At 47.7% G+C, this 22,491-nt stretch carries 24 protein-coding genes; 14 read left to right on the top strand and 10 right to left on the bottom strand.

All coding sequences use genetic code 11. The features are described 5' to 3' along the window. The first annotated feature begins 37 nt into the window (after positions 1–37). The 3 genes from CWM47_RS20190 to CWM47_RS20180 all read left to right on the top strand — a co-directional run bounded on the left by CWM47_RS20190 (position 38) and on the right by CWM47_RS20180 (position 3,985). Positions 38–1,936, top strand: a complete 1,899-nt coding sequence (locus CWM47_RS20190; protein ID WP_206170532.1) for a DNA topoisomerase IV subunit B — start codon at positions 38–40, stop codon at positions 1,934–1,936. 113 nt (positions 1,937–2,049) lie between these two features. Then, on the top strand, positions 2,050–3,123 hold the full coding sequence (pheA, locus tag CWM47_RS20185; protein WP_100990002.1) for a prephenate dehydratase: 1,074 nt from the start codon (positions 2,050–2,052) through the stop codon (positions 3,121–3,123). Between the two features lie 154 nt (positions 3,124–3,277). Next, positions 3,278–3,985, top strand: coding sequence for a molybdopterin-dependent oxidoreductase (locus tag CWM47_RS20180; protein ID WP_100990001.1), 708 nt, complete (start codon positions 3,278–3,280; stop codon positions 3,983–3,985). Positions 3,986–4,029: 44 nt separating this feature from the next. Here the strand turns inward: CWM47_RS20180 and CWM47_RS20175 are convergent, their stop codons facing one another. The 4 genes from CWM47_RS20175 to CWM47_RS20155 all read right to left on the bottom strand — a co-directional run bounded on the left by CWM47_RS20175 (position 4,030) and on the right by CWM47_RS20155 (position 8,520). Further along, a complete protein-coding gene (locus CWM47_RS20175) occupies positions 4,030–4,587 on the bottom strand; it encodes a D-sedoheptulose-7-phosphate isomerase (RefSeq protein ID WP_100990000.1) in 558 nt (185 codons plus the stop codon). A 77-nt stretch (positions 4,588–4,664) separates the two neighbouring features. Continuing rightward, positions 4,665–5,636: an ROK family protein gene (locus CWM47_RS20170; RefSeq protein ID WP_100989999.1), complete on the bottom strand. Its 972-nt coding sequence runs from the start codon at positions 5,634–5,636 to the stop codon at positions 4,665–4,667. A gap of 277 nt (positions 5,637–5,913) precedes the next feature. Then, positions 5,914–7,545: a hypothetical protein gene (locus CWM47_RS20160; protein ID WP_100989997.1), complete on the bottom strand. Its 1,632-nt coding sequence runs from the start codon at positions 7,543–7,545 to the stop codon at positions 5,914–5,916. A gap of 99 nt (positions 7,546–7,644) precedes the next feature. Then, entirely contained in the window at positions 7,645–8,520 is an 876-nt protein-coding gene (locus CWM47_RS20155) for a carbon-nitrogen hydrolase (RefSeq protein ID WP_100993973.1), read from the bottom strand. Between the two features lie 138 nt (positions 8,521–8,658). Here CWM47_RS20155 and CWM47_RS20150 point away from each other — a divergent pair, with 138 nt between their 5' ends. Both CWM47_RS20150 and CWM47_RS20145 read left to right on the top strand, forming a co-directional pair. Then, positions 8,659–9,756, top strand: a complete 1,098-nt coding sequence (locus tag CWM47_RS20150) for a Gfo/Idh/MocA family protein (RefSeq protein ID WP_100993972.1) — start codon at positions 8,659–8,661, stop codon at positions 9,754–9,756. 179 nt (positions 9,757–9,935) lie between these two features. Further along, complete coding sequence (locus tag CWM47_RS20145; RefSeq protein WP_100989996.1) at positions 9,936–10,169, top strand: hypothetical protein; 234 nt, start codon at positions 9,936–9,938, stop codon at positions 10,167–10,169. Between the two features lie 14 nt (positions 10,170–10,183). On the opposite strand, the gene CWM47_RS20140 is transcribed toward CWM47_RS20145, so the two are convergent. Together CWM47_RS20140 and CWM47_RS20135 are read right to left on the bottom strand one after the other, a co-directional pair. After that, positions 10,184–11,086: a Nif3-like dinuclear metal center hexameric protein gene (locus CWM47_RS20140; protein WP_100989995.1), complete on the bottom strand. Its 903-nt coding sequence runs from the start codon at positions 11,084–11,086 to the stop codon at positions 10,184–10,186. Between the two features lie 171 nt (positions 11,087–11,257). Continuing rightward, on the bottom strand, positions 11,258–12,034 hold the full coding sequence (locus tag CWM47_RS20135) for a 6,7-dimethyl-8-ribityllumazine synthase (protein ID WP_100989994.1): 777 nt from the start codon (positions 12,032–12,034) through the stop codon (positions 11,258–11,260). A gap of 223 nt (positions 12,035–12,257) precedes the next feature. Between CWM47_RS20135 and CWM47_RS20130 the strand changes: the two genes are divergently transcribed. Continuing rightward, complete coding sequence (locus CWM47_RS20130) at positions 12,258–13,040, top strand: UDP-2,3-diacylglucosamine diphosphatase (protein WP_100993971.1); 783 nt, start codon at positions 12,258–12,260, stop codon at positions 13,038–13,040. A 36-nt stretch (positions 13,041–13,076) separates the two neighbouring features. On the opposite strand, the gene CWM47_RS20125 is transcribed toward CWM47_RS20130, so the two are convergent. From CWM47_RS20125 to CWM47_RS20110, 4 genes are all read right to left on the bottom strand, one after another. After that, on the bottom strand, positions 13,077–13,805 hold the full coding sequence (locus tag CWM47_RS20125) for a carboxypeptidase-like regulatory domain-containing protein (protein ID WP_100989993.1): 729 nt from the start codon (positions 13,803–13,805) through the stop codon (positions 13,077–13,079). Positions 13,806–13,916: 111 nt separating this feature from the next. Continuing rightward, on the bottom strand, positions 13,917–14,750 hold the full coding sequence (locus CWM47_RS20120; RefSeq protein ID WP_100989992.1) for a phosphatidate cytidylyltransferase: 834 nt from the start codon (positions 14,748–14,750) through the stop codon (positions 13,917–13,919). Further along, on the bottom strand, positions 14,731–14,949 hold the full coding sequence (locus CWM47_RS20115) for a putative signal transducing protein (RefSeq protein WP_100989991.1): 219 nt from the start codon (positions 14,947–14,949) through the stop codon (positions 14,731–14,733). Before CWM47_RS20115 ends, CWM47_RS20120 begins: the two co-directional genes overlap by 20 nt. A gap of 68 nt (positions 14,950–15,017) precedes the next feature. After that, on the bottom strand, positions 15,018–15,917 hold the full coding sequence (locus tag CWM47_RS20110) for a CPBP family intramembrane glutamic endopeptidase (protein WP_100993970.1): 900 nt from the start codon (positions 15,915–15,917) through the stop codon (positions 15,018–15,020). A 378-nt stretch (positions 15,918–16,295) separates the two neighbouring features. Here CWM47_RS20110 and CWM47_RS20100 point away from each other — a divergent pair, with 378 nt between their 5' ends. The 8 genes from CWM47_RS20100 to CWM47_RS20065 all read left to right on the top strand — a co-directional run bounded on the left by CWM47_RS20100 (position 16,296) and on the right by CWM47_RS20065 (position 22,458). After that, positions 16,296–16,745, top strand: a complete 450-nt coding sequence (locus CWM47_RS20100; protein WP_100989989.1) for a hypothetical protein — start codon at positions 16,296–16,298, stop codon at positions 16,743–16,745. A 159-nt stretch (positions 16,746–16,904) separates the two neighbouring features. Next, on the top strand, positions 16,905–17,300 hold the full coding sequence (locus CWM47_RS20095; protein WP_157816000.1) for a hypothetical protein: 396 nt from the start codon (positions 16,905–16,907) through the stop codon (positions 17,298–17,300). A 16-nt stretch (positions 17,301–17,316) separates the two neighbouring features. Further along, a complete protein-coding gene (locus CWM47_RS20090) occupies positions 17,317–17,907 on the top strand; it encodes a hypothetical protein (protein WP_100989987.1) in 591 nt (196 codons plus the stop codon). A 104-nt stretch (positions 17,908–18,011) separates the two neighbouring features. Then, complete coding sequence (locus CWM47_RS20085; protein WP_100989986.1) at positions 18,012–18,593, top strand: hypothetical protein; 582 nt, start codon at positions 18,012–18,014, stop codon at positions 18,591–18,593. Positions 18,594–18,893: 300 nt separating this feature from the next. After that, complete coding sequence (gene dusB, locus CWM47_RS20080; RefSeq protein WP_100989985.1) at positions 18,894–19,883, top strand: tRNA dihydrouridine synthase DusB; 990 nt, start codon at positions 18,894–18,896, stop codon at positions 19,881–19,883. Between the two features lie 99 nt (positions 19,884–19,982). Then, entirely contained in the window at positions 19,983–20,891 is a 909-nt protein-coding gene (locus CWM47_RS20075) for a DMT family transporter (protein ID WP_100989984.1), read from the top strand. Between the two features lie 99 nt (positions 20,892–20,990). Then, entirely contained in the window at positions 20,991–21,488 is a 498-nt protein-coding gene (locus CWM47_RS20070) for an acetyl-CoA carboxylase biotin carboxyl carrier protein subunit (protein ID WP_100989983.1), read from the top strand. Between the two features lie 16 nt (positions 21,489–21,504). Continuing rightward, positions 21,505–22,458: a sugar phosphate isomerase/epimerase family protein gene (locus CWM47_RS20065; protein ID WP_100989982.1), complete on the top strand. Its 954-nt coding sequence runs from the start codon at positions 21,505–21,507 to the stop codon at positions 22,456–22,458. The last annotated feature ends 33 nt before the right edge of the window (positions 22,459–22,491 follow it).

Below are 22,491 nucleotides of genomic sequence, written 5' to 3'. Positions count from 1 at the left end.
GGGTAGTCTCTTTTAGTCTTTTAGTTAATAATTACACATGGCAGAATTGCTGAATCAGTCTGTTCAATACAACGAAGATAGTATCCGGTCATTGGATTGGCGCGAGCACATTCGTCTTAGACCGGGTATGTATATTGGCAAACTTGGCGATGGCTCAGCCGCCGATGATGGCATATATGTACTAATAAAGGAAACCGTCGATAATTGCATTGATGAGCATGTTATGGGCTTTGGTAAAATCATTGACATTCGTGTGACTGATCACCGGGTCGAGGTTCGTGACTATGGCCGGGGCATTCCACTTGGTAAGGTTGTTGAAGTTGTATCCAAAATTAACACAGGCGGTAAATATGACTCCGGCGCTTTCCAAAAGTCGGTTGGTCTTAACGGTGTCGGTACTAAGGCGGTTAACGCTCTTTCGACTTATTTTCGTGTGCAGGCTTTTCGGGAAGGTCGTACAGTCTGGGCTGAGTTTGAACGGGGCGAACTGAAGCAGCGGGGCGAGGAAATTACCAATGAACGTAACGGAACCCTCATTTGCTTTGAGCCGGATGATACTGTATTTAAGCATTTTCATTTCATTCCTCAGTTTTTAGAGAATATGATCTGGAATTACTGCTACCTGAATGCAGGCTTGACCATTTCGTTCAACAAACAAAAATATATATCGCAAAACGGGTTGCTCGATCTGCTGCGCGATAAGACCAAGAAAGACGAAGATTCGCTGCGCTATCCAATCATCCACCTGAAAGGGAATGATCTTGAGATTGCCATGACGCACGGCAATCAATATGGCGAAGAATACTACTCGTTTGTGAATGGCCAATACACGACGCAGGGCGGTACGCACCTGAACGCGCTCAAAGAGGCTGTTGTGGAAACGGTTCGTCGACACTTCGATAAAAACTACGAGGTATCAGACATTCGGTCATCCATCATTGCCGCTGTTAGTATTCGGGTACAGGAACCCGTTTTTGAATCACAGACAAAAACAAAACTCGGTTCGCAGAATATGTCGCCCGAAACGAACGCTCAATCGGTGAGCTCGTTCGTTAAGGACTTCGTTAAAGAACGCCTGGACGATTTTCTGCACATGAACCCGGCTGTACGGGAAGCCCTTAAAAAGCGCATCGAACAGTCGGAGCGGGAACGAAAGGAACTTGCCGGTATTAAAAAACTGGCGAATGATCGTGCCAAAAAGGCAAGCTTGCACAACAAAAAATTACGTGACTGTCGTAATCACCTGCCCGATCTGAAGGCCGAAGACCGGTATCAGTCTACACTGTTCATAACTGAAGGTGACTCGGCTAGTGGTTCCATTACAAAATCGCGGAACGTGCAGTCGCAAGCCGTATTCAGCCTGCGCGGAAAACCGCTGAACTGCTTTGGTCTGACCAAAAAAGTAGTGTATGAAAACGAGGAGTTTAACCTGCTTCAACACGCTTTAGATATTGAAGATGGTCTCGAAGGGCTGCGTTACAACCGGATTGTAATTGCTACGGATGCCGACGTCGACGGCATGCACATTCGATTACTGATGCTAACGTTCTTTCTGCAATTTTTCCCCGACCTGGTTCGGAATGGCCATTTGTACATTCTCGAAACACCCTTGTTTCGGGTTCGAAATCCAAAAAATCACAAGGAAACCACCTATTGTTATTCGGAAGAAGAAAAACAGGCGGGTATCGACAAATTGACCAAGGGGGGTAAGAAGATCGAAATAACCCGATTTAAGGGTTTAGGAGAAATTTCACCGGATGAATTTGGCCTGTTCATTGGCGAGAATATGCGCCTGGAGCCGGTTATTATGGAAAAAGAAACATCAGTGCCTAAGTTGCTTAGCTATTACATGGGTAAAAACACGCCTGACCGCCAACGCTTCATTATCGACAATTTGCGGGTCGAAAAAGATGTTGACGATGTAGCTTTGGTATAGAAAAGTCGGTGAGTCAGTAAGTCGGTAAGTCAGTAAGTGCTAAGTTTGTGTGTTGGCGGGTGTATGTGGCTAACCAACTGACTTGCTAACTGACCGACTTACTGACTTTTTTTATGACTCTGGAGTCTCTCCGTAACGACATTGACACCCTCGACGACCAATTGCTGGCGTTGCTTAACCAACGTATGGAACTCGTCCGCAAGGTGGGTGAACTAAAGCGTACAACGAACACAGTTATTTACCGTCCAGAACGCGAAAAGCAAATTCTGGATCGGCTTCACGAGCAAAATAACGGCCTGTTGAACCGCCCGGCGATCGAGGCTATTTTTCTGGAAATATTTGCCGTTTCGCGTAATCTGGAACTTCCCGAACGAATTGCTTACTTAGGCCCAGAAGGAACATTCACACACCAGGCCGCCGAAAGCCGGTTTGGGGCTATGAGCACCTATATGGCATTGCCAACAATTCGGTCAGTTTTCGAGAGTGTCGAAACGGGTCGGGTACGATTTGGTGTTGTCCCCATCGAAAATAATCAGGAGGGCGTTGTTGAAGAAGCCATTGATCTGTTGCTTGAAAAAGACCTGCGTATTGTAGCGGAAATTAAGATTCCAGTTCATTTTACGTTTGCCACACAGGCCGAAAATCTGGCTGATATTACCCACATCTATTCCAAAGATATTGCCTTTGGGCAATGCAGCCGGTTCCTTAATGATTATTTCGATGGGTTAAAGGCCGAGATGATACCCGTCGAATCAACGTCGAAAGCGGCTAAACTGGCCTCTCAGCAGCCATATGCCGCAGCCATTTGCTCGGGCATAGCCGCTAAGTTGTTTGATGTGCCCGTTTTGTTCGATAACATTGAAGACAGTGACCTGAACCGGACACGCTTTCTGATTCTGGCCAAAGATTTTGTGAATCAGCCCAGTGGTCATGATAAAACTACCCTGATTGCCCGCTTGCCCAACACCCAGTCGCCGGGGGTACTGGCCGAGTTCTTACAGGAGTTCAACAATCGAAACATCAACCTTACTAAAATAGAAAGCCGCCCATTGCGCGATGGGGCGACTTTCCGGTATTGGTTTCTGCTTGAATGCGAAGGGCACGCCAGCGACCCCGATTTACACGAAATTCTGAATCACCATTCTGCCGAGGTAAAACTGCTGGGAAGCTACGTGCGGGTGTCGTAGAAGTTACTGATGGTGGAAGCTTTTAGTGACTGATTTAGTATTAGACAAGCACGCACCGGCGCTATCCCGTTAGTTTTTCGCTTCCCTAAAACTACAAGACAAAAATTGCGGTTTATAGGAAAAAAGAAAAGCCATTTTTTCTGTAAAGCATACGATGGACGCTAACGAAAAGACCGATAAAATCATTGAGGCCCGCATGAAACTCAAGCGTCGATTTGAGGAAAAAATGGCCCAGACGCCTTCAATGGCAGATCATATTGACGGGCCGGAAAAACCGCGTGGTAGCGGCCCCACTAACCGGCATGGTATGCCTGCTGTTCCGGTTGGGCAAACTGTTACCGCAAAGTGGCCGGTTCTGGATTTGGGGTATCAGCCTGCCATTCCACTCGATAAGTGGCAACTAAATATTGATGGTGAGGTAAATAATCCTGTTCGGCTTAAGTGGGACGATCTAATGGATCTGCCGCAGGTTGAAGATACCAGCGATTTCCATTGCGTCACGACATGGTCGCGACTCAACGTTCCCTGGGTGGGGGTTCGATTTATGGATTTGGCCGCTTTAGTTGATCCCAAGGGTTCAGCTACACATGTCATGTGCTATGGCTACGATGGGTATTGCACGAATGTTGCGCTCGAAGAGGCTCTAAAGCCCGATGTGCTTCTCGTTCATACGGCCGATGGGAACCCCCTAACCCGCGAACATGGGGGACCATTGCGTATGATAACCCCCCAGCTGTATGCCTGGAAAGGATCGAAATGGATTAAACGGATTGAATTTTTGGCTAAAAACCAGCTCGGGTTTTGGGAAGAGCGTGGATATTCCAACACGGCCTACCCCTGGCGGAACGACCGGTATAGTTGATCTTGAGCCCGCACCGACAAAGGATTGTCGGTGCGGGCTCAGCATTACGATTCAATAAACCCGTAACACAGCATGTGGCAGATAGTCATTTGGGCGTCTTCAACCCGGCCGTAGTGTTCATCCTGAATAACGATTGATTCATGAGCGAGGTCGGCGAGTTGCCCGCGCTTTCCACCCACAAGGGCTATGGTCGTCAGCGCATTATCATTGGCCCATTTTACCGCTTTTACGACATTTGGTGAGTTGCCACTCACGCTTAATGTTAGCACCAGATCGCCAGGCCGAGCATAGTTTTGAAGCTGCCGCATATAAATGTCTTCGTAGGCGTAATCATTCCCCAGGGCAGTAATCCACGAAACATTTTCATTGAGCGACATGCAGTGAAAGCGTCGGCCCATTTTGTCTGATGCGCTTTTGCCAAGGTCCGTGATAAAGTGCGAGACGTTGGAGGCACTACCGCCATTTCCAAAGGCGAATAACTGCCGATCTTCTTCCCAGCATTTTTTGATAAGGTTAATGATGTGCTCAACCCGGTCAATCGGGATGGCATCATAAACCTCTTTCTGCCTGTCAATATACGTCTGGAAGTAAGGCTGGTTCATAGGGATTTAGACAATGAAAATGTATAAGGTAAAATGAAAAATGAATTTAGTGGCTCGTATTCATAGAAATGTAATTTTCATTCTACATTCTTCACTAATTCAAGTGCACCAACGGGCACAGCATCTTCGCCCAGTTTGGCGAGTAATACGAGTGGTGCGGGCTGGAATGATTTCATGATAAAGCGAGGGAGGGCCTGACGTACGGCCGCTCGTAAGGGTTCGCCAATAAGCGACAGACCTCCGCCCAGAACAATTGCATCCGGGTGAAATAAATGGGTAACGTGCGAAAGTCCCAGCGCCAGCACCGTACCGATTTGTTCAATCAACATTTTGGCAACGGGGTCACTGGCCTCATATGCCGGATGCAGAAAACGGGCTTCTTTACCAACAGAACCCGAAGCATGGGCTTGTTGTACGGCTATTTTTAAGGCTGAATCGTCAGGCAGTTGGGGCAGAAGGTCCCGAATCTGCTGGTCAACTGCCCAACCCGATACGGTTTGCTCAATCGTTTGGCCTGGCATGGAGGTGCCCGGAATGGACGTGCTGTCTGGGTGATCACTGGGTGGAACGAGCCATAAATGGCCAATTTCGGCTTCACCGGGCATTGCTCCATGATAAAGTTGTCTGTCGATAACCACTCCGCCACCAACTCCACTACCGAGGGTAACGTAAAAGACGTGCTTAAATCCGGTAGCTACCCCCTGACGAGCTTCGCCAAGAGCGGCTGTATTGGCGTCATTCTCTACGTGCACAATGACGCCTGGTACTTGCTCCCGAAGCCAGCTTGCCAGGTCAAAACCAGCCCAGCCGCCAATTTGGTGTGAGGCAGCAATACGACCCGTTTGCCAGTCGACCGGCCCACCAAAGCCCACACCGATAGCTGCCGGTGGTTTGGGGAGTTGTTGAATTGTGGCAGCAATTTGCGCTAGAATACCCTCCGCAGCCTGCTCGGGATCAACAGCATAACGGAAACGCTGGGCAATGTTGCCGCTTCCATCGTCCGTCACCAGCTGCAATTTTGTTCCGCCTATTTCGATACCTAGATTCATACTAAAAAATAATTAATTGACGGTAGGTAATATTAAATACTGAAGCTGTTAAAACTTTTATTACAATGCTGAATTTGTCATGGCTCCGGCCACCCGGTCCGACGCAGGAGGAATCTTCAGTAGGTTGAAAATTAGCCCACCCACCGAAGATTCCTCCTGCGTCGGACCGGGTGGCCGGAGCCATGACAAAAAACATCTTGTTTATACTAAAAAAAGAAAAGTTTAAACAACTTCACTAATTGATAGCACTCACTACAAATGCCTGCCAGTTACTAGATTACGATTTCTTGTCCCGATTCATAGTAGCCCGACCGAGGTAAATTTCATCGCCTTTCAGGGTTAACGTCGTGTAAAACGTATAGCCGTTCTGAACATAGCGCATCATCACCTTATTGGTTTGATTCGACGGCGCATACGCTTTGGTCGCAGCAATCAGAATCTGATCCCCATTGACAATGGCCCGTACAAAAGGCACGTCGTGGGTTTTAATCTGATTCGCGTTGTATTTGTACCATGTTTGGCCATTATCGTACGAGCATTCGGTAGCCTCATTAAGGTAGGTTTCCCGGCCGTTAAACAAGTCGCTATGGTGCTTGAAAAGCCGCCAGAGCCCATGTACATAATGCTCATAACAAGTATAGTTCCGGTCATTGCCAACCCCTTTGGCATTTGGGTCGGTGGGAGAGGGCTGATCTGGTATCAAGTCGGTGTGGTCATCCCAGAACAAAACGCCATAGGCGCCCGTAAACCAGTAAAAAATACCCATGCCCTCGGCTACGGCTGGCGGAGCAGGATGCTCAGCCTGAGCACTGTTGGGCAGTTCACTCTGCGTATTGAATAGCCATTGCCAGGCAATTCGCTTCTTGGGCGATAGTTTCATGTTGACCTCCTGCTCACCCAACAAGGCTGCTAACCAATGCCGGTCGTTATCGCCATTGTGCCGGATCGAGTAGTCGAAGTCAGGATAAACGTAGTAGGTGCCGGGCATTTGAAAATCGGCATAATCACTAAAAGATTTACCCACAATGTCATCGGGCATGCCCCGTTGGCGGCTGCTGGCTGTATGACGCGCCGGGGTGTTCCAAAGCCAATCAGCAGTAGCTTTGTAGTCTTCGGCTCTTGAGTACCCAACGCTATTGTGCAGGACTGGCGCAATGGAACCCACCAGCGTTTGCGGACTGGCGTTCTCCTTCAGGATTTTAATCATATAGGTGTACAGGTTAGCCTGTTCCTGCCGGTTTCCTAAACTAGTGCCATCGTTTTCAATGTCCAGAACAATGAATCCATACGTACTTTTCATGCCACTGGGCGAACAGTCACCAAAGCCAACACAGCCTCCTCTTAACTCCATCGAGGCCTGATACAAGGTGTTTCGATTGACAGGCCCCGGTCGCGCACCAGCCGCGACCGGGGCAGTGCGATATACTGTCTCAGTGGCTTTTTCGCTGTTTTCTGCCCAGCCTAGACTGAACGCATCCCTGAAATAACCCCGGTAAACGATTAACGCACGCTGGATGGGTTGGAGGACACTTTTCCAGCCATTTTGCGGAAAGCCGTCACGCCAAAGTTCAACGCCCGATACCATTCGGCTTTGATCAACGGCCGAGAAACCACGCCTGAAGATTTTTGTACGATCCTGCTGCACATGCAGATTACGACCCGCTCCGCAGAATATAATAGTTTTAGTAGAGGGGATCGAAAAGTCACTCACTATGTCGAGACTGTAAAATCCTTTTCGTGTACTGGGCGTGGGTGTAAAGCGGGATCGGGGCGTGGGTGCAAGTGTCGTTTGGGCGGGAATTGGCCCTTGCAAGTGCACGGCATCAACTGTAGTGGCTGCTGTTGACTGCCAATACCAATAGCCAGTACCCGCCAAACTGACCAAAAAACCTAAGGCAAGTAATTTCATAACTGGCTTCAAACTAGTTGTGTTTACGATTTAAACTAAATCGTGAATGATTATTGGGCCGACCGTATGCCCAATTTATACTGTACATCGTAAGCCAATTTATTCCTGATCAATGTACCGTCTCGTAATGGGCTGATACGAATCAATCCGGCGGTCGCGGAAATAAGGCCAGGTAGTACGGTATTTTTCGGAAAGGGCCAGATCAACCGTCTGAACGTGTACAAGCTCTTCATCGTGGGGCGCCAGATATAGTAGCGTTCCGAATGGATTCGCTATGAACGACCCGCCCCAGAACTGCTGATCGGCCTCGCGCCCCACCCGATTAACGGCCACTACGTGAACGCCGTTGGCAATGGCATGACTCCGTTGAATTGTTTGCCAGGCATTATATTGTTCTGTATTCTGGGCAGGGTCTGGCTCGTTCGTGTCCCAACCAATGGCAGTGGGGTAAAATAGGATTTCAGCACCCATCAGAGCAGTAATACGAGCTGCTTCGGGATACCACTGGTCCCAGCAGATCAATACGCCGATGCGGGCAAACTTCGTATCGAAAACTTTGTAGCCAAGGTCGCCGGGGGTAAAGTAGAATTTCTCGTAATAACCGGGATCATCGGGAATGTGCATTTTCCGGTATTTCCCCAGGTATGTTCCATCGGCATCCAGAACCGCCGTGGTATTGTGGTACAGCCCCTGCGCACGTTTCTCAAATAACGAAGCTATAATGACAACGCCCAGCTCACCTGCCAACTGCGCCAGACGGTCGGTCGATGGGCCTGGAATCGCTTCGGCCAGACTAAAATTGTGATGGTCCTCAACGTCGCAGAAATACAGCGACGTGAATAATTCCTGTAAACAAACGATTTGAGCACCTTTTTGAGCGGCTTCGCGAATGCCGCTGATGGCTTTCTGAATGTTTGCTTCGACATCTGCCGAGCAACTCATCTGCACTAAACCGATATTGACGTTCTTAGACATGGAGCAAAAATAGGGGGTTCTTAATGGATAGCCCCCATTTTCAACAAAAAGCTTATCGGGTGGGTTCGAGATTTGTACTTGAAACATAACACAGAAACACTGAACTTTAGGTGTTGAACCTTTAACATGAACGATACAATGACGTCTCGCAGAACTTTCCTGCATACAACCGCGCTTACCGGCGTTGCTGCAGCGCTTTCGCCTTCTGTAGTTTGGGCTGGTACAAAACCCGCTAAAGATAAACTTGGTGTGGCATTGGTTGGCCTGGGCTATTACAGCACCGACCTGCTTGCCCCGGCCCTTCAAAAAACCAAAAATTGTTACCTCGCCGGTATCGTAACAGGGACACCCGAAAAGGCTGAAAAATGGAAAAAGCAGTATAATATTCCCGACAAGAATATCTATTCGTACCAAACCTTCGACCAGATCGCCAATAACCCGGATATCGACGTGATCTATGTGGTGTTACCCCCATCCATGCACGAAGAATACGTAGTGCGGGCAGCCAAAGCCGGGAAGCATGTCTGGGTTGAAAAGCCAATGGCCGTTACAGCGAAAGAATGCCAGAATATGATTGATGCCTGTGCTAAAAACAAAGTTTCACTGGCGGTTGGTTACCGGCTTCACCACGAGCCGAACACGCAGGAATATGTGAAGGGGCTTCGAGAGGGTAAAATCGGTAAAATCCAGATGGTTAGCTGCTCGGCGGGTTATTACGACAACCGCACAACGCACTGGAAACAGAAGAAAGAAATGGGGGGTGGTGTCATGTACGATATGGGCGTTTATGTGTTGCAGGGAGCGCGGCTGGCAACGGGCGAGGAACCGATTGCCGTGACGGCGCAACAGTACACGGCACGCCCCGATGTCTATAAGAATGGTCTTGATGAAACATCAATGGCACAGCTTATTTTTCCGAGTGGGGCGCGGGCGGCCGTTCAGTCAAGCTACGGCATGAACATGAATTTTTTAGACGTAACAGGCAGCAAAGGCACCTTGCGTATGGAGCCTTACTCAGCTTACAACGGCCAGAACGGGCTCTGGAGCAATGGAGGGAAAATTGAGCATCCGTATGAAGTGCCTATGCAACAAGCAATGCAAATGGACGACGATGCCCACGCCATTATGAACAAGAAACCAATGATGGTGCCGGGTGAAGAAGGACTGCGGGATATAAAAATTGTGGAGGCTATCTATCAGGCAGCCCGAACGGGCCGGGAAGTAAAAATCGGATAAAACTATATAATTCAACGCCAACTGATATAGGCCATAAGTGCACTGTATTATAATTGGTTAATCAGGATAATGTTTTAGTTGTATTCTATTGCTGTTTTTGTTGTGATATATAAAGTCGGGCGGCTCATTTGGTGGGTCGCCCGCTTTTTGTTTATTTCGCTTGTCAACCCCGTATGCCTATGCAACCTGCCGATTTTACCAGCCTATCTGCCGACCAGCAACTCGACACCCTTTATTTTACGGGCGACATTCTCGCAAACCGGTATGAAGGGGAAAACATTTTCCTTCTCTACAACCTTCGCGATTTTTACGTCGAGCTTCGCTACGATGCCTACAACAATAAACTGCATCAGGTGTCGGCCTTTCGGGATACAGGCAAACTAGAGCCGTACTTGCCTTATCTGTCGGTTTAAGGGGCCAAGCTTTCTTACAAATAAGTGAACTCGTTCCCGGACGGGACATAAGTTATCTTGACGCCTGGCAATTGAGGCTTTAGCCAAGATGCTACCCATTCCATACCGGCGGTTTCGCTCATTATGTGACCCAGGATAACCAACGACAACTTCTTCCCCTGGCGACGTGCATCCCGAACATATTCTGGCGTTTCCCATTCGCTGGACTCGCCACAAAAAATAACATCAGGCTTTTCTTTTTCGATGACGGTAATTTGACTGCGTCCGCCAGCAGCACCCGGCATCAGTAAAACGCGCTGACACGACTGCGACGGATCGCCTACAACCCGTACCATTTTGATCCCTAACTTGGCTTTAGCGTGGTTAATGAGTTGGCTGAGGGGTGTAGCGGGCATTGTGAGTACATGCAGATTTCTTGCGCTTGCGTATTGCTTCCAGCCTAAAGCTGCCAACATACCTGCTTGTATGCCGTCGGGGCTGAGCGAATGCACGTAATCATGAAAGCGCCAAAGAGCAATTCCATTTTTTTTCAATAGATCACGCTTGTAGCGAAAAACGTCACTGCTTTCAAGCCAGTCGGTGTCGTCAGCATGGTTATAGAATGTCGGCTCGTGAGCAATGATGAAGTTTGCGCCCAGCGAAATAGTCTTTTCAATGACTTCTACCGTCGCAAACATCGTAGAAACAATGCCGGTCACTTTTTGGGATGAACTTCCCGACTTTAATGTATCGACCGTTTTGGGGAAGGGCGCACCTGGAATTTTCTTTATAATCAAGTCCATGATCTGACCAACGGTAAACGATTGTTGGCTGAGCGCTGTATCCTGACCAAGGCTAAGACCCGGCATAAGTAATGACATACCTGCGGCTTTAGTGATAACGTGTACAAATTTTCTTCTTCCAGGTAGTTCGTGCATGGGTATAGGTTATTTCTAGCTGCCTCAGATAAGAAGCTTGTGTAAATTAGTTGGTTTCATCGTCAATAACTAAGAGTTCGCAGGCATTTAACTACTAAAAAAGAGCACTGGATTTAACATAAAAAAAGGTCGCCGTGGCATTCACAGCGACCTTTTTTTGAGTTTTATCTATTACAACCGCTTAACGTATTCGTTCTCGGCAATTTTATCGATCAGTACTTCTACCAAACTCTGTGCGTGTTCTTTCCGTACTTCGGCTTTATCTTTCGTTTCGACCGTCACATTAATGATGTGATTGTTATAAAGCACGTGCATCGCGCCGGTAGAGGCATTCCAGACCGCTTTGTCGCCAACGTTTGAAACAGCTTCAAAAGAGCCTTTCGTGACCGCAGGTTTGGTAAGGTGAGGAGTTGCCGCCGAAACACCGCCATGTTGAGGTTGCTTGTCGTCGGTCGTATGCTTGGCTTCTTCAGAAACAGTTTCTGAGGCAGATGTTTCTGCGTTAGTGCCTTCTGTTTTGGGACCGTTCAATACCGAATCGGCTGTCGCTTCTACTTCTACAGGCTCTGTCGCAGCGATAGAGGGCTTACCCTGATACATTTTATCAAACGTGTATTCGGCAAGATAGATTGACGAATAAGGGCGCTTGCCACCAAACGAAACCAGAACTTTATTGCCGGCCCATTCAAATTCGCAGCCATCATGTTCAAGAACTTCTTCCAGTTTAGCTGTTTCGTCTAAATTGAACGTTGAACGAACATACTCTTCTCCCAGAATGTTGCAGGGTTCATCGTAATTGGCATCGGTTGAAAGGGCATCAACACCAACGACCTTCTTTGCATAAATTGGACTAGCGTCAATTTGGTTTGCGGGATCGGAGGTGGAGCTTGGGCTGCTGCAGGCTAAACATAGTACAGGGAAAGCCAGTATCAGTGATTTGATTTTCATGAGATGATTTGTGAAAAGCCAAAATTAACGTTTTCTTAAATACCAGATTAGATGTCAGGATGTTTTTGTCAAAACTCCCTATTTTCATCCTGTAAGGTAATGGTAGGTATCGTTGTTTGCCGGGATGTATGATGGTATAATAAAGGCTTTTTTACGAACAGGTACAGAAGTCCACTGAGTGAACGGTAATCGTTGCGTAATTTTACGGCAGAATTACCGTATGATGTCTGATATAGAAACTATTTCCCTGGCTCCGGGCCGTCATGTTTATTTTGCTTCCGATTTTCACCTTGGTACGCCTTCAATCGAGAAAAGCCAGGAACGGGAAAAAGTTATTGTTGCCTGGCTGGAATCGATCCGGCCTCATGCCGATGTTATTTTTCTGGTTGGGGATATATTTGACTTTTGGTTCGAATACAAACATAGTATTCCGAAGGGGTTTATTCGATTACAGGGAAAACTGGCTGAGCTTACCGACGCCGGCATACGTATCATTCTCTTTACGGGCAACCACGATATGTGGATGAATGACTATTTCACGCACGAACTGGGTATTCCTGTTTATCGCAATCCACGGCGATACAAAATAGGGGATAAGCAGTTCCTGATAGGGCATGGGGATGGCCTTGGGCCTGGTGATTTCGTTTATAAGCGTCTTAAAACGGTGTTTGAAAGTGGGCTTGCCCGAGGGTTATTTCGCTGGGTACACCCCGATCTGGGAATCGGACTGGCGCAGGCATGGTCGCGACGGAGTCGGGCCAGCAATCAGGAAAAAGGAGAAGAGCAGTTTTTAGGCGAAGACCGGGAATGGTTGATGCAATATTGCCGGGAAGTAGAAGCGAAGCTGCACCACGACTTTTACATATTCGGGCATCGCCACTTGCCGCTCGATCTAGCCGTTTCGGCCACAAGCCGGTACATAAATCTAGGCGAATGGGTATTTGCTAAAACCTATGCCGTATTTACAGGTGCAACGTTGACATTAAAGGTGTGGCCGTCTGTATAGAAAAGACCGGATACTTAGCCACAAAAGCACCCATGCTTAATTGGCATCCTGCAGTATGTCTTTCCGCGTCATATTCTCGCGCGGGGCTTTATTGAGTTCACTTCGCCATTCTTTCGTTTTCAGGTCACCCCGCTTCACAGAGCGAATAAAGTTGGCCCAGGCAAAGGGATTCGTGAAGGCAAACGTAGGGGTGGCACTTCGCCCAATGAGCGACTCGCGCCCAAAGAATTGCTGATTGACAAAGTTCTGGTGGTTGGCAAGTGCCCCCATAGGCATGGTTGCGGCCATACGCATAATAGCTTCCGGACTCGTATTTCGGGCCAGATTCTCGCGCTCTTTTTCGTCGGGGAGTTTCAGGTTTACGAAGGCTTCTTTAAACAACTCTTCGGTTGCATACGGGTAAACCTTCACTTCGGCCAGTGTTTTCACGTCCTCCTGCAACGCTACGACTGCGGAGTACGTAAGGTCGGTTAACCGGCGCGGAATGATATGGTACTGAGTTCTAAAGCCTACATAACTGAAGATAATACTATCGCCGGGAAAAACAGGCAGTGCAAAATAGCCGTTGGGCGCCGATAGAACGCCCTTGCCCGCTTTAGGAATGTAGATGTACGCACCGGGTAAAGCATCATTTGTTTTACCGCCGGTGATAAAGCCTGTAAACGTGATCTGCCGTTCCTGTCCCTGCGCCTGTACGGTCGTAAAGAGTCCCGCCAGTGCAGATAACACGAGGATAAAGACCAATAACGTCAATGACTTCTTCATAGACAAACTAACCATACTACAAAGTAAACGAGTAAAAGGCAAGATATGATTTGTATTACCCTAATTTTAAGAAAGTTTAGGGTTTTAAATGCATTTTTAATGGTGTTTGCTCTACGCAAACAGCTTTAAAAACGTAATAATAAATGGGGCCGCCAGTAGCAGACCATCGAAACGATCCAGAAACCCACCGTGCCCCGGAATGCTGCTGCCTGAGTCTTTGATGGCAATACTGCGTTTGAATAATGACTCAACCAGATCGCCATAGGTGCCCGTTACAACAATAATACCCCCAACACAATACCATTGCCAGGGCTTTAGTTCAGGTGCCCAAAAGGTGAGACCAAGTGCCACCAGTCCGGCCGCAATAGCGCCACCTACGCTGCCTTCCCACGATTTTTTGGGCGAAACGCGTTCGAAAAGTTTGCGTCGGCCAAACTTGGTACCGGCAAAATAGGCACCGATATCACTGGCCCACAATAGTAATAGGCAGCCCGTAATAATCATCGGATGAAACGTGCCCCCCTGCAATGCAAGGATGATTAACAGGGCAAACGGCATCGCTACATAAATAATACCCAGAAATGTGAAACCAATGTTTGTAAAGGGTTTCATATCCCGTTTTTTATAAAGTTTGATCAGGAAGATCATCGACGATGCCGGGCAGATAAGAAAGTAATTTCCCATGCCGATCTGGTCAGTCTCGATAAAGTAGGCCAGCACACAGATCATCGTGCCCACCACCGTCCCATAAGCCGTTAACGGTTCAAAGCCATCAAGACCAAGAAGCCTGTAAAACTCCCGCTGAGTGAGCGCACTGACAACACAGAAGAGCAAGGCAAATGTCCAGTCGGCATACCAGATCATAAATAGAATAAACGGAACCCCGATTATGGCCGCAATAACCCGCTGTTGGAGATTGTTAAGTTTAGCTAAACGTTGCTTCATTCTCAATAATAACTTTAGCCAGAATAGCGTCCTGGGTCAGTACATGGACCTCACTTTTCCCCAAGCCAATGGTTGGATAACTGCTACTTTGTTTGTTGATAACCACCGCCGAAATGTCATGTTCAAGCAGCAATGCTTTTGCCAGTTCGGCCCGATGGGGCAGAGGTGATGAATAAATTACTTCCCAGTTATCTGTCATATTGTTTTTAGGGAATTAAAAATAAAGCGTGAGTGGGGTGAAAGATAAATGAGCGAATACCGAGTTAGTTAGTTTTCTGCGATTCTCGTCGTCTGCTCCTGATTGTTTTTTCTGAAATAATACAGTAACCCCAGGGTGATAGCTCCCGAAACCAGAACCCCTGCCAGTGGAACCGACTCTGTACTTTCAATATCTACCGAGACCATTTTTTGCTGATGCATGTAGACCATCAATACGGTGAATCCATTATTGACAAAGTGTGCCAGAATAGAAACCCACAGATTACCCGACCATACGTAGAGATAACCAAATAAAGCACCCAGTAGCATACGGGGAAAAAAGCCAAGAAACTGCACGTGAATGGCACTGAACAACGCAGCCGCCAGCCAGATGCCCACATGATGATTTTTGGTCCAATAGATGAAATTCCGCTGAAGCACCCCCCGAAATAGTGTTTCCTCACCAATGGCCGGAATTACGGCAATAACCAGCAGCGCCATCAGCAACTGCCCGATTGAGTTAAATGTTGTGAGGTATTTAGTGATGCCTTCGAGGCCCTTTTCTTTATCCCGAACCCACTGTTCAATAGGGGCAAGCGTTTCGGGTAAATGCAGATTCTGGTTCCATTCGATAATCAGGCCATCGAATGGCATAAAGGCAATGACGATCAAAGCAACCAGACTTAGACCTACGACAGCCGAAATAGGCTGAACGTTGAATTGCGACCATGTCCGGCGTTCGATCAGGTACCAGTAGGCAAGAGCTGGCAGGAAAAAGGTGCCCAGGTGATTAACTGCCTGGAGCACCATCAGTTCATACCAGCTATCTGGTGAGGCCGATGGATTACCCGCCAGTTTAGCCAGGTAAGCTTGCGCTTCGGTAAGTCCCATTCCCTTGCTGACGGCCATAATGCCGAACAGAAGCAGTGTACTGACAACGCCACCAATCAGCACAAAACCGACCAGCATGGTCAGTCCGCCAAGGGTTGGTGGTCGTGATGTAGCGCCTTGTGGCGTATAACTAGGCTGCATAATTTCCGGTAAATTTATTGAAAATCGGGCAACCAGTTGATGTATATCTCATTCGAAAGATGCTGCTGATGAATTACGAAAACAATCATTGGCTTTATTCGCAAATGGCGCAATTTACATCTAAAAAAACAAACCCCGACCGCATTCGGGTTAGGCTGACGTATTCTATCTTGAAAAAGTTATCGAACCAACGTCAAGGCATGCTGTTTTTTTTCGATCGATTTAATGTCCATAGATAAATATGAATTTTTATTGAATGGTATAGAGAATTTCAGTACTGTTTCGTTTCACCTGTGAAGAAGAAACAAACCAACTATGATAAAGTCAAACTGGCTTACTGGGCTTAGCCTGTTAATGATCGGTAGCTTTCTCGCTTGTACCCGCAACACGTTAAGTCTGCCAGAACCAGCTCTTTCTCTGGCCGGTACCTATCAGGGTAAACCGAACAACACCCCATTCTTAATTAACGGCGAGACCGTGGACATCCAGATTTTACCCGTTGCTATAGATAGCGTAGAGGTGGTAATGCGCGGGTATGTGAATGGGCAGCAAACCGATAGTCTTGTTTACGCACGAGATTTGGTTAAACAGGAATTTCAAACAACGGCCCTGTCGAAAGGATGCATAAGTTACCGAATCGATCTGAACACTGGCAAAGAAACAAATCAGCTAACCATGACTTGTAGCGAAGTCAATACGTTAATTTACACATTCGTACCCGCTGGTCAGACTGTAGGCACACGTATCCGGTTCAAAAAAAGTTAATTGCGAAGCGGCCAACTCTGGGTTTATGCACGCGGTTCTAAGTCGAACCGCGCTTGTTTCGGCCCCATATTTTTTGTGATAACAGGCGGGACACGGTATCATCTCCAGACACCGCGTTCCCTTAATTGACTGGACAGACTTACTCAATAAATGAATTACATGTATCGAACATTAAGCAAGAATGCATTAATAGCACTACTCCTGTTCCTGTTGATCGGTTGCCATGATGTTACCCTCCTCGATCGGACGTATCAACAAATTCGTATTACCGATTTTTCGGTACCGGTTCGTACCGTGCTCCCGGCACCCAGGGACAATCCAAGCTCCATGACGATCCGGGTTAGTGGCACCATTAGCCACCCGGTTAGCCTAAAGGTCGATCCATTAGGGTCCAGTCAGGGGCTCTATCCCATCCGGCGCGACTCACTGGCGGCTGGTAGTTATACAAATGAATCCTTTCGTGGCGACTTTTATTCGACAGAAGCAACCGAACTGGTTGTGACGGGAACGCCGGGTACCACTGGCTTCCTGACGATCGAATGGTTCTGCCAATAAACTGACTCATACCCATATGAAACACTATTTTCTTTTGTTCATCGGCTTGTTCTTGTCTGAATTCATGTATGCCCAAACTCCCATTGCGCGCAATTCGGTTCGTTTGGGTGTTGACCTGACCAAACTGGATGCCCCTGATAATATTGGTCCACGTTACGTGGGTCGGTTGGCTCGTCATTTTCATAATGACCGGGTTATGGTTGCGGCTGAACTGGGCTATATGCGCGTTACGTCAATCAATCAACCGTTCAACGACGTTGTGCCTGATCCCAACCGTAGGGAGCGGTTTACCGCTGACGTCAGCCTGTTCGTTGATTTGATGCGAAGCCCACGCCACGCACTGCGAGTGGGTGTGGGGCTTTCCGGATGGTATCGCCGTGAGGATCTGTACCGGGGCGGAGCGGCTCAGTTTTCGCCAGGCGGGTTGCAGTCTGTCGCTATCAATCGGCAGCAATACAGTACGCTGAACACAGGCGGGCATGTTGCTGCCGAATATGAGTGGCTCTTTGATCCGCGCTGGAGTGTCGACGTTCGACTTCGGCTGGCCAATTTCAATGACACCGGCATGGTTTTCATGCTCGGCACAGGAATCAGTCGCCGATTTTAGGCTGGTATTTTTAAGCGTTTCGTTCAGGATGAGGGTATATCCAAGTAATTCGATACAGCAAAGCGCCGGCAGAGAATCTTTGTTTTATATTAGTTAGATCCATTATGAAACCTACAATTTACTTCATTCTAGCCGCCGTCAGTATTCTGTTCAGCCAGTGTTCTGGAAAAGAGGAACCTAAAATAGATTTCGATAAAGCCAGTATTCAACTTATGAGTGAGCTTGAACCTCAGCTAGTGGACACATGGAAAATGCAAAAAGTACAAATCAATTATCAGCCTGATAACTATTATCAGAAGAAAATACCCCTAAATAGAGACACGACTTTTCAGGATTTCGCTATACTTACGGTTGAGTCTGCTTCACCAGCCCGAACATCTCCCAGGGACTTACGCCGTGGTGAATATAATGGAACACTTCAATTCAGAAATAAAACGTACCCCATTCAGTTTGATCTGTTGGCAAATTCGGAATGGCTAATCGATAAAAAAGGGCCACAAGCTTCCTTTACATTTTCATTTAATTTTCCGCCTGGTTTACGATTGACTGAGTCCGAGGAAGAGTTTCTAAATAATATAGGGTTGATGAATGATGGATATTCGTTAAACTTATCTGCTGACCAGCGAACTATGATTTGGCAGGGATATAACCGGGGAGTTGAGCGAATTGACCTGAAAAAACTATAATAAAGTGCCCGGATGTTGATGGTGCATACCTACGGCATACCCTGCTTGTTCACGAGGCCACTTCTCTACAAACACTAGTCCGATACACGGCCAAAAATCTCATAGTTCACGTTAGTTTAGATACTCATACTGTTCTGTAACTTTGCAGACTAGTCCGCAGCCTATATCCAGGGGAACCAATTCGCCCTGTGAATTGTGCTGAAACAATAGATACTCTTCGGGGTATACTTCTCAAATTCAACGTATCTACCAGAAAATCTGTGGCTGTTTTGACCGGCAGCCTCTATATACATTCAGACAATGGTTAATATTGGTACTATACAGCTCCCGGATTTTCCGTTGCTGCTTGCTCCTATGGAGGATGTCAGCGACCCGCCATTTCGCGCGGTTTGTAAAGCAAATGGGGCCGATTTGATGTACACCGAGTTCATTTCGTCGGAAGGACTCATTCGCGACGCGGCCAAAAGCGTTCAGAAGCTAGATATTTTTGAATATGAACGCCCCATTGGCATTCAGCTTTTCGGGTCTGATGTAGAAACGATGGGCGAATGCGCCCGCATCGCTTCCCGCGCTAATCCTGATTTGATTGACATCAATTACGGTTGTCCTGTTAAACAGGTGGCTTGCCGTGGTGCTGGTGCTGCCCTGTTGCAGGATATTCCGAAGATGGTGCGCATGACAGAGGCCGTCGTCAAGGCAACTCACCTGCCCGTAACGGTAAAAACCCGTCTTGGCTGGGATGAAAGCACCAAAAATATTGGTGAAGTCGCCGAACGCTTACAGGATATTGGTATCAAAGCGTTGACCATTCATGGCCGCACGCGTGTACAGATGTATAAAGGCGATGCCGACTGGACATTGATTGGCCGTATCAAAGAAAACTCCCGCATCCAGATTCCAATCTTCGGCAATGGCGATATTGATTCGCCCGAAAAAGCGCTTGAGTACAAAAACCGGTATGGAGTCGATGGGGTAATGATCGGACGGGCCAGCATTGGACATCCCTGGATCTTTAACGAAATCAAGCACTTTGTCCAGACCGGGCAGCATCTGCCCCCGCCAACCGTTGCCGACCGGGTGGCCGTTTGCCGTCAGCACCTCGACTTCTCAATTCGGTGGAAAGGAGAAATAGTCGGGCTGTTTGAAATGCGACGCCATTATGCCAATTATTTCAAAGGTTTACCCGATTTTAAACCCTATCGGATGCGTCTGGTAACAACTGATTCTTATAATAGGGTAAGTGCTATTCTCGACGAAATACAAGAAAATTATATAGTTGAATTCGCTTAACAGAAACGCTGATTAACCGGATTGGGCGGATAAAAACGGATTTCTCATTACATATCTGTTTGTATCCGCCTGTCTGTTAATGATACGTTCTCATCGCTGATGACCATCGAAGAACCCGTTGTTATTGCCCAAAAACGCCCGGTACTGGCGTGGGTGTTATTATGTGCGCTGGCACTGGTTTGGGGAAGTTCATTCATTCTTATCAAGCGAAGTCTCGATATATTTCCGCCCGAACAAGTGGGAGCGGGGCGTCTAGTATTTGCTTTGCTGTTTTTTACCCCTTTTCTGGCTCGACAGAGTCGACAGGCCGATGTCCGGGTGGCTGTTCGGCATCGCTGGGTGGCTCTGCTGGCGTCGGCGATTGTTGGTTTCGTTATTCCCGCGTTCTTATTTGCCGAAGCGGGTGCCCACCTGAATAGTTCGCTGGCGGGGGCACTCAACTCCCTTAGTCCCTTATTTACGCTGATTCTGGGGGCGGTGTTTTTTAGTCAGTCCCTCAAATTTAGACAGGTTGCCGGAATTTTGCTTGGACTCGCAGGTTCCTTACTTCTGGTCTTTTTTAGTGCAACGGGTTCCTTTCAGATTAATGGCTATGCGCTGTTGATTGTTTTGGCAACCATTTGTTACGGACTGAATACCAATCTGATCGGGCGGTATTTAAGTCATTTACCCGCGCTGATATCCACCGCCTGGCTCTTTGCCTTTGCAGGACCTATTGCGCTATTAACCCTCATCCCAACCGATTTCTTAACGCGGGTTGTCAATGCGCAGGGCAATTGGTCATTATGGGCACTGGTTACCCTGGGCGTGTTCGGGTCTGGGCTAATGTCAATTTTCTTCAACCGGGTCATGCAGCTGGCATCGCCCTTATTTGCGGCATCGGTCACCTACCTTATTCCTATTGTGGCTCTATTGTGGGGAGTTCTGGACGGCGAAACGGTTTACCTCGTGCAGTTTGCCGGAATGGGTGTCTGTTTGCTGGGGATTTGGTTAGTAAATAAATCGTAGTTTGCAGACGTTTTTCCATGTAGCGATCCTGATTCCTGTTGAGAATTTACGAACATGGATACTGAAATTCTATGCCTGTAACTTGAGGATTTACAAATTATGTACCAGACAACCCTTAACAACCAGTCACTTACCATTGATTTTACGTTAAATGGGCCTATCGTCAACAACGAACCATTTACCTGGGATCTAATTAAAATTTCGGATCGGACTTTCCATATTCTTCATCAGGACCGCTCATATACTGCCGAGGTGCTGGAAATGAACGCGGTCGAAAAAACGGTGAGTCTGAAAATAAACGGCCATATTCATGTCGTGAATGTGAAAGACCGCTTCGATCTTTTGCTCGAAAAAATGGGCATGAGTAGTGCCGCTACAACAAAGGTTAATGAATTAAAAGCGCCTATGCCGGGTCTTATTGTTGGCATAAGTGTTCAGCCGGGCGACGTGATCAGCAAAGGCGATAGTATGCTGATTCTGGAAGCTATGAAGATGGAAAATAACCTCAAAGCACCCGGCGACGGAACCGTGAAAACGATACGTATTGCCAAAGGCGACCGTGTCGAAAAAGGGCAGGTGTTGGTAGAATTTGCCTGATATCGCTTTTACGGGTATGCATCCTACCTGCTCCCGACGTCAATTCTTAAAGCAAACCGCCCTGGTTGCGGGGGCTCTTCCGCTCGCGTCGGCCAGCTTCGCGGCATCGATGGGGGCGGCAGAATTGCCATTGCCCGATATTCATATTTTTTCGAAACATTTACAGTTTCTGAACTATGCGGATATGGCCGATGCTGCCGCGTCGATGGGGTTTAACGGCGTCGATTTGACCGTTCGGCCCGATGGACATGTTCGGCCGGAGCGCGTGGAGGACGAATTGCCAAAAGCCACAGACGCCCTTAAAAAGGCAGGACTGCCGCCTAAACTCATGACAACCGTTGTGGGTGATGCGGCCAGTGCGACCGATATTCGGGTGCTAAAAACCGCGTCGAATGCAGGCATCCAGCAGTATCGGATGAAATGGTATCAGTACGATGAAAAGAAGTCGATCCCCGATGCTATTACGGGCTTTCAGCACCAATTGAAAGCGCTGGGCGAACTAAACAAATCCCTGAACTTGATAGGTTGTTACCAGAATCATGCTGGTTTGCTGGTTGGTTCGTCGGTTTGGGAACTGTGGGAAATCCTGAAAACAGCTGATTCAACGCATACCGGCGTTCAATATGACATTCGTCACGCTACGGTAGAAGGCGGACAATCATGGCCTAATGGACTGCGCTTGCTTCGGCCCCAAATAAAATCAATTGCCCTTAAAGATTTCAGATGGTCAACCAGGAACGGGGTGACAACGGTGCAGGACGTTCCCTTTGGAGAGGGTATGGTGGACGTCAAAACCTACTTTCGATTCCTGAAGAAATATGCCTTGAATGTGCCTGTCTCTCTGCACATTGAATACCCAACGGGCGGGGCAGAACATGGCGCTACAAAGTTGTCAATTCCGCAGAAAGAAGTTTTCGTAGCCATGCAACGGGATCTAAGACGATTAAAAGAGCTTTGGCTGTCGGCCTGACCAGTAGATTTTATTCGACAGGATTACTCCACC

It is taken from the genome of Spirosoma pollinicola (genome assembly GCF_002831565.1).
Lineage (GTDB): Bacteria > Bacteroidota > Bacteroidia > Cytophagales > Spirosomataceae > Spirosoma > Spirosoma pollinicola.
Note: the sequence above shows the minus strand (reverse complement) of the source record. Positions and strands in the feature narration are given on the sequence as shown.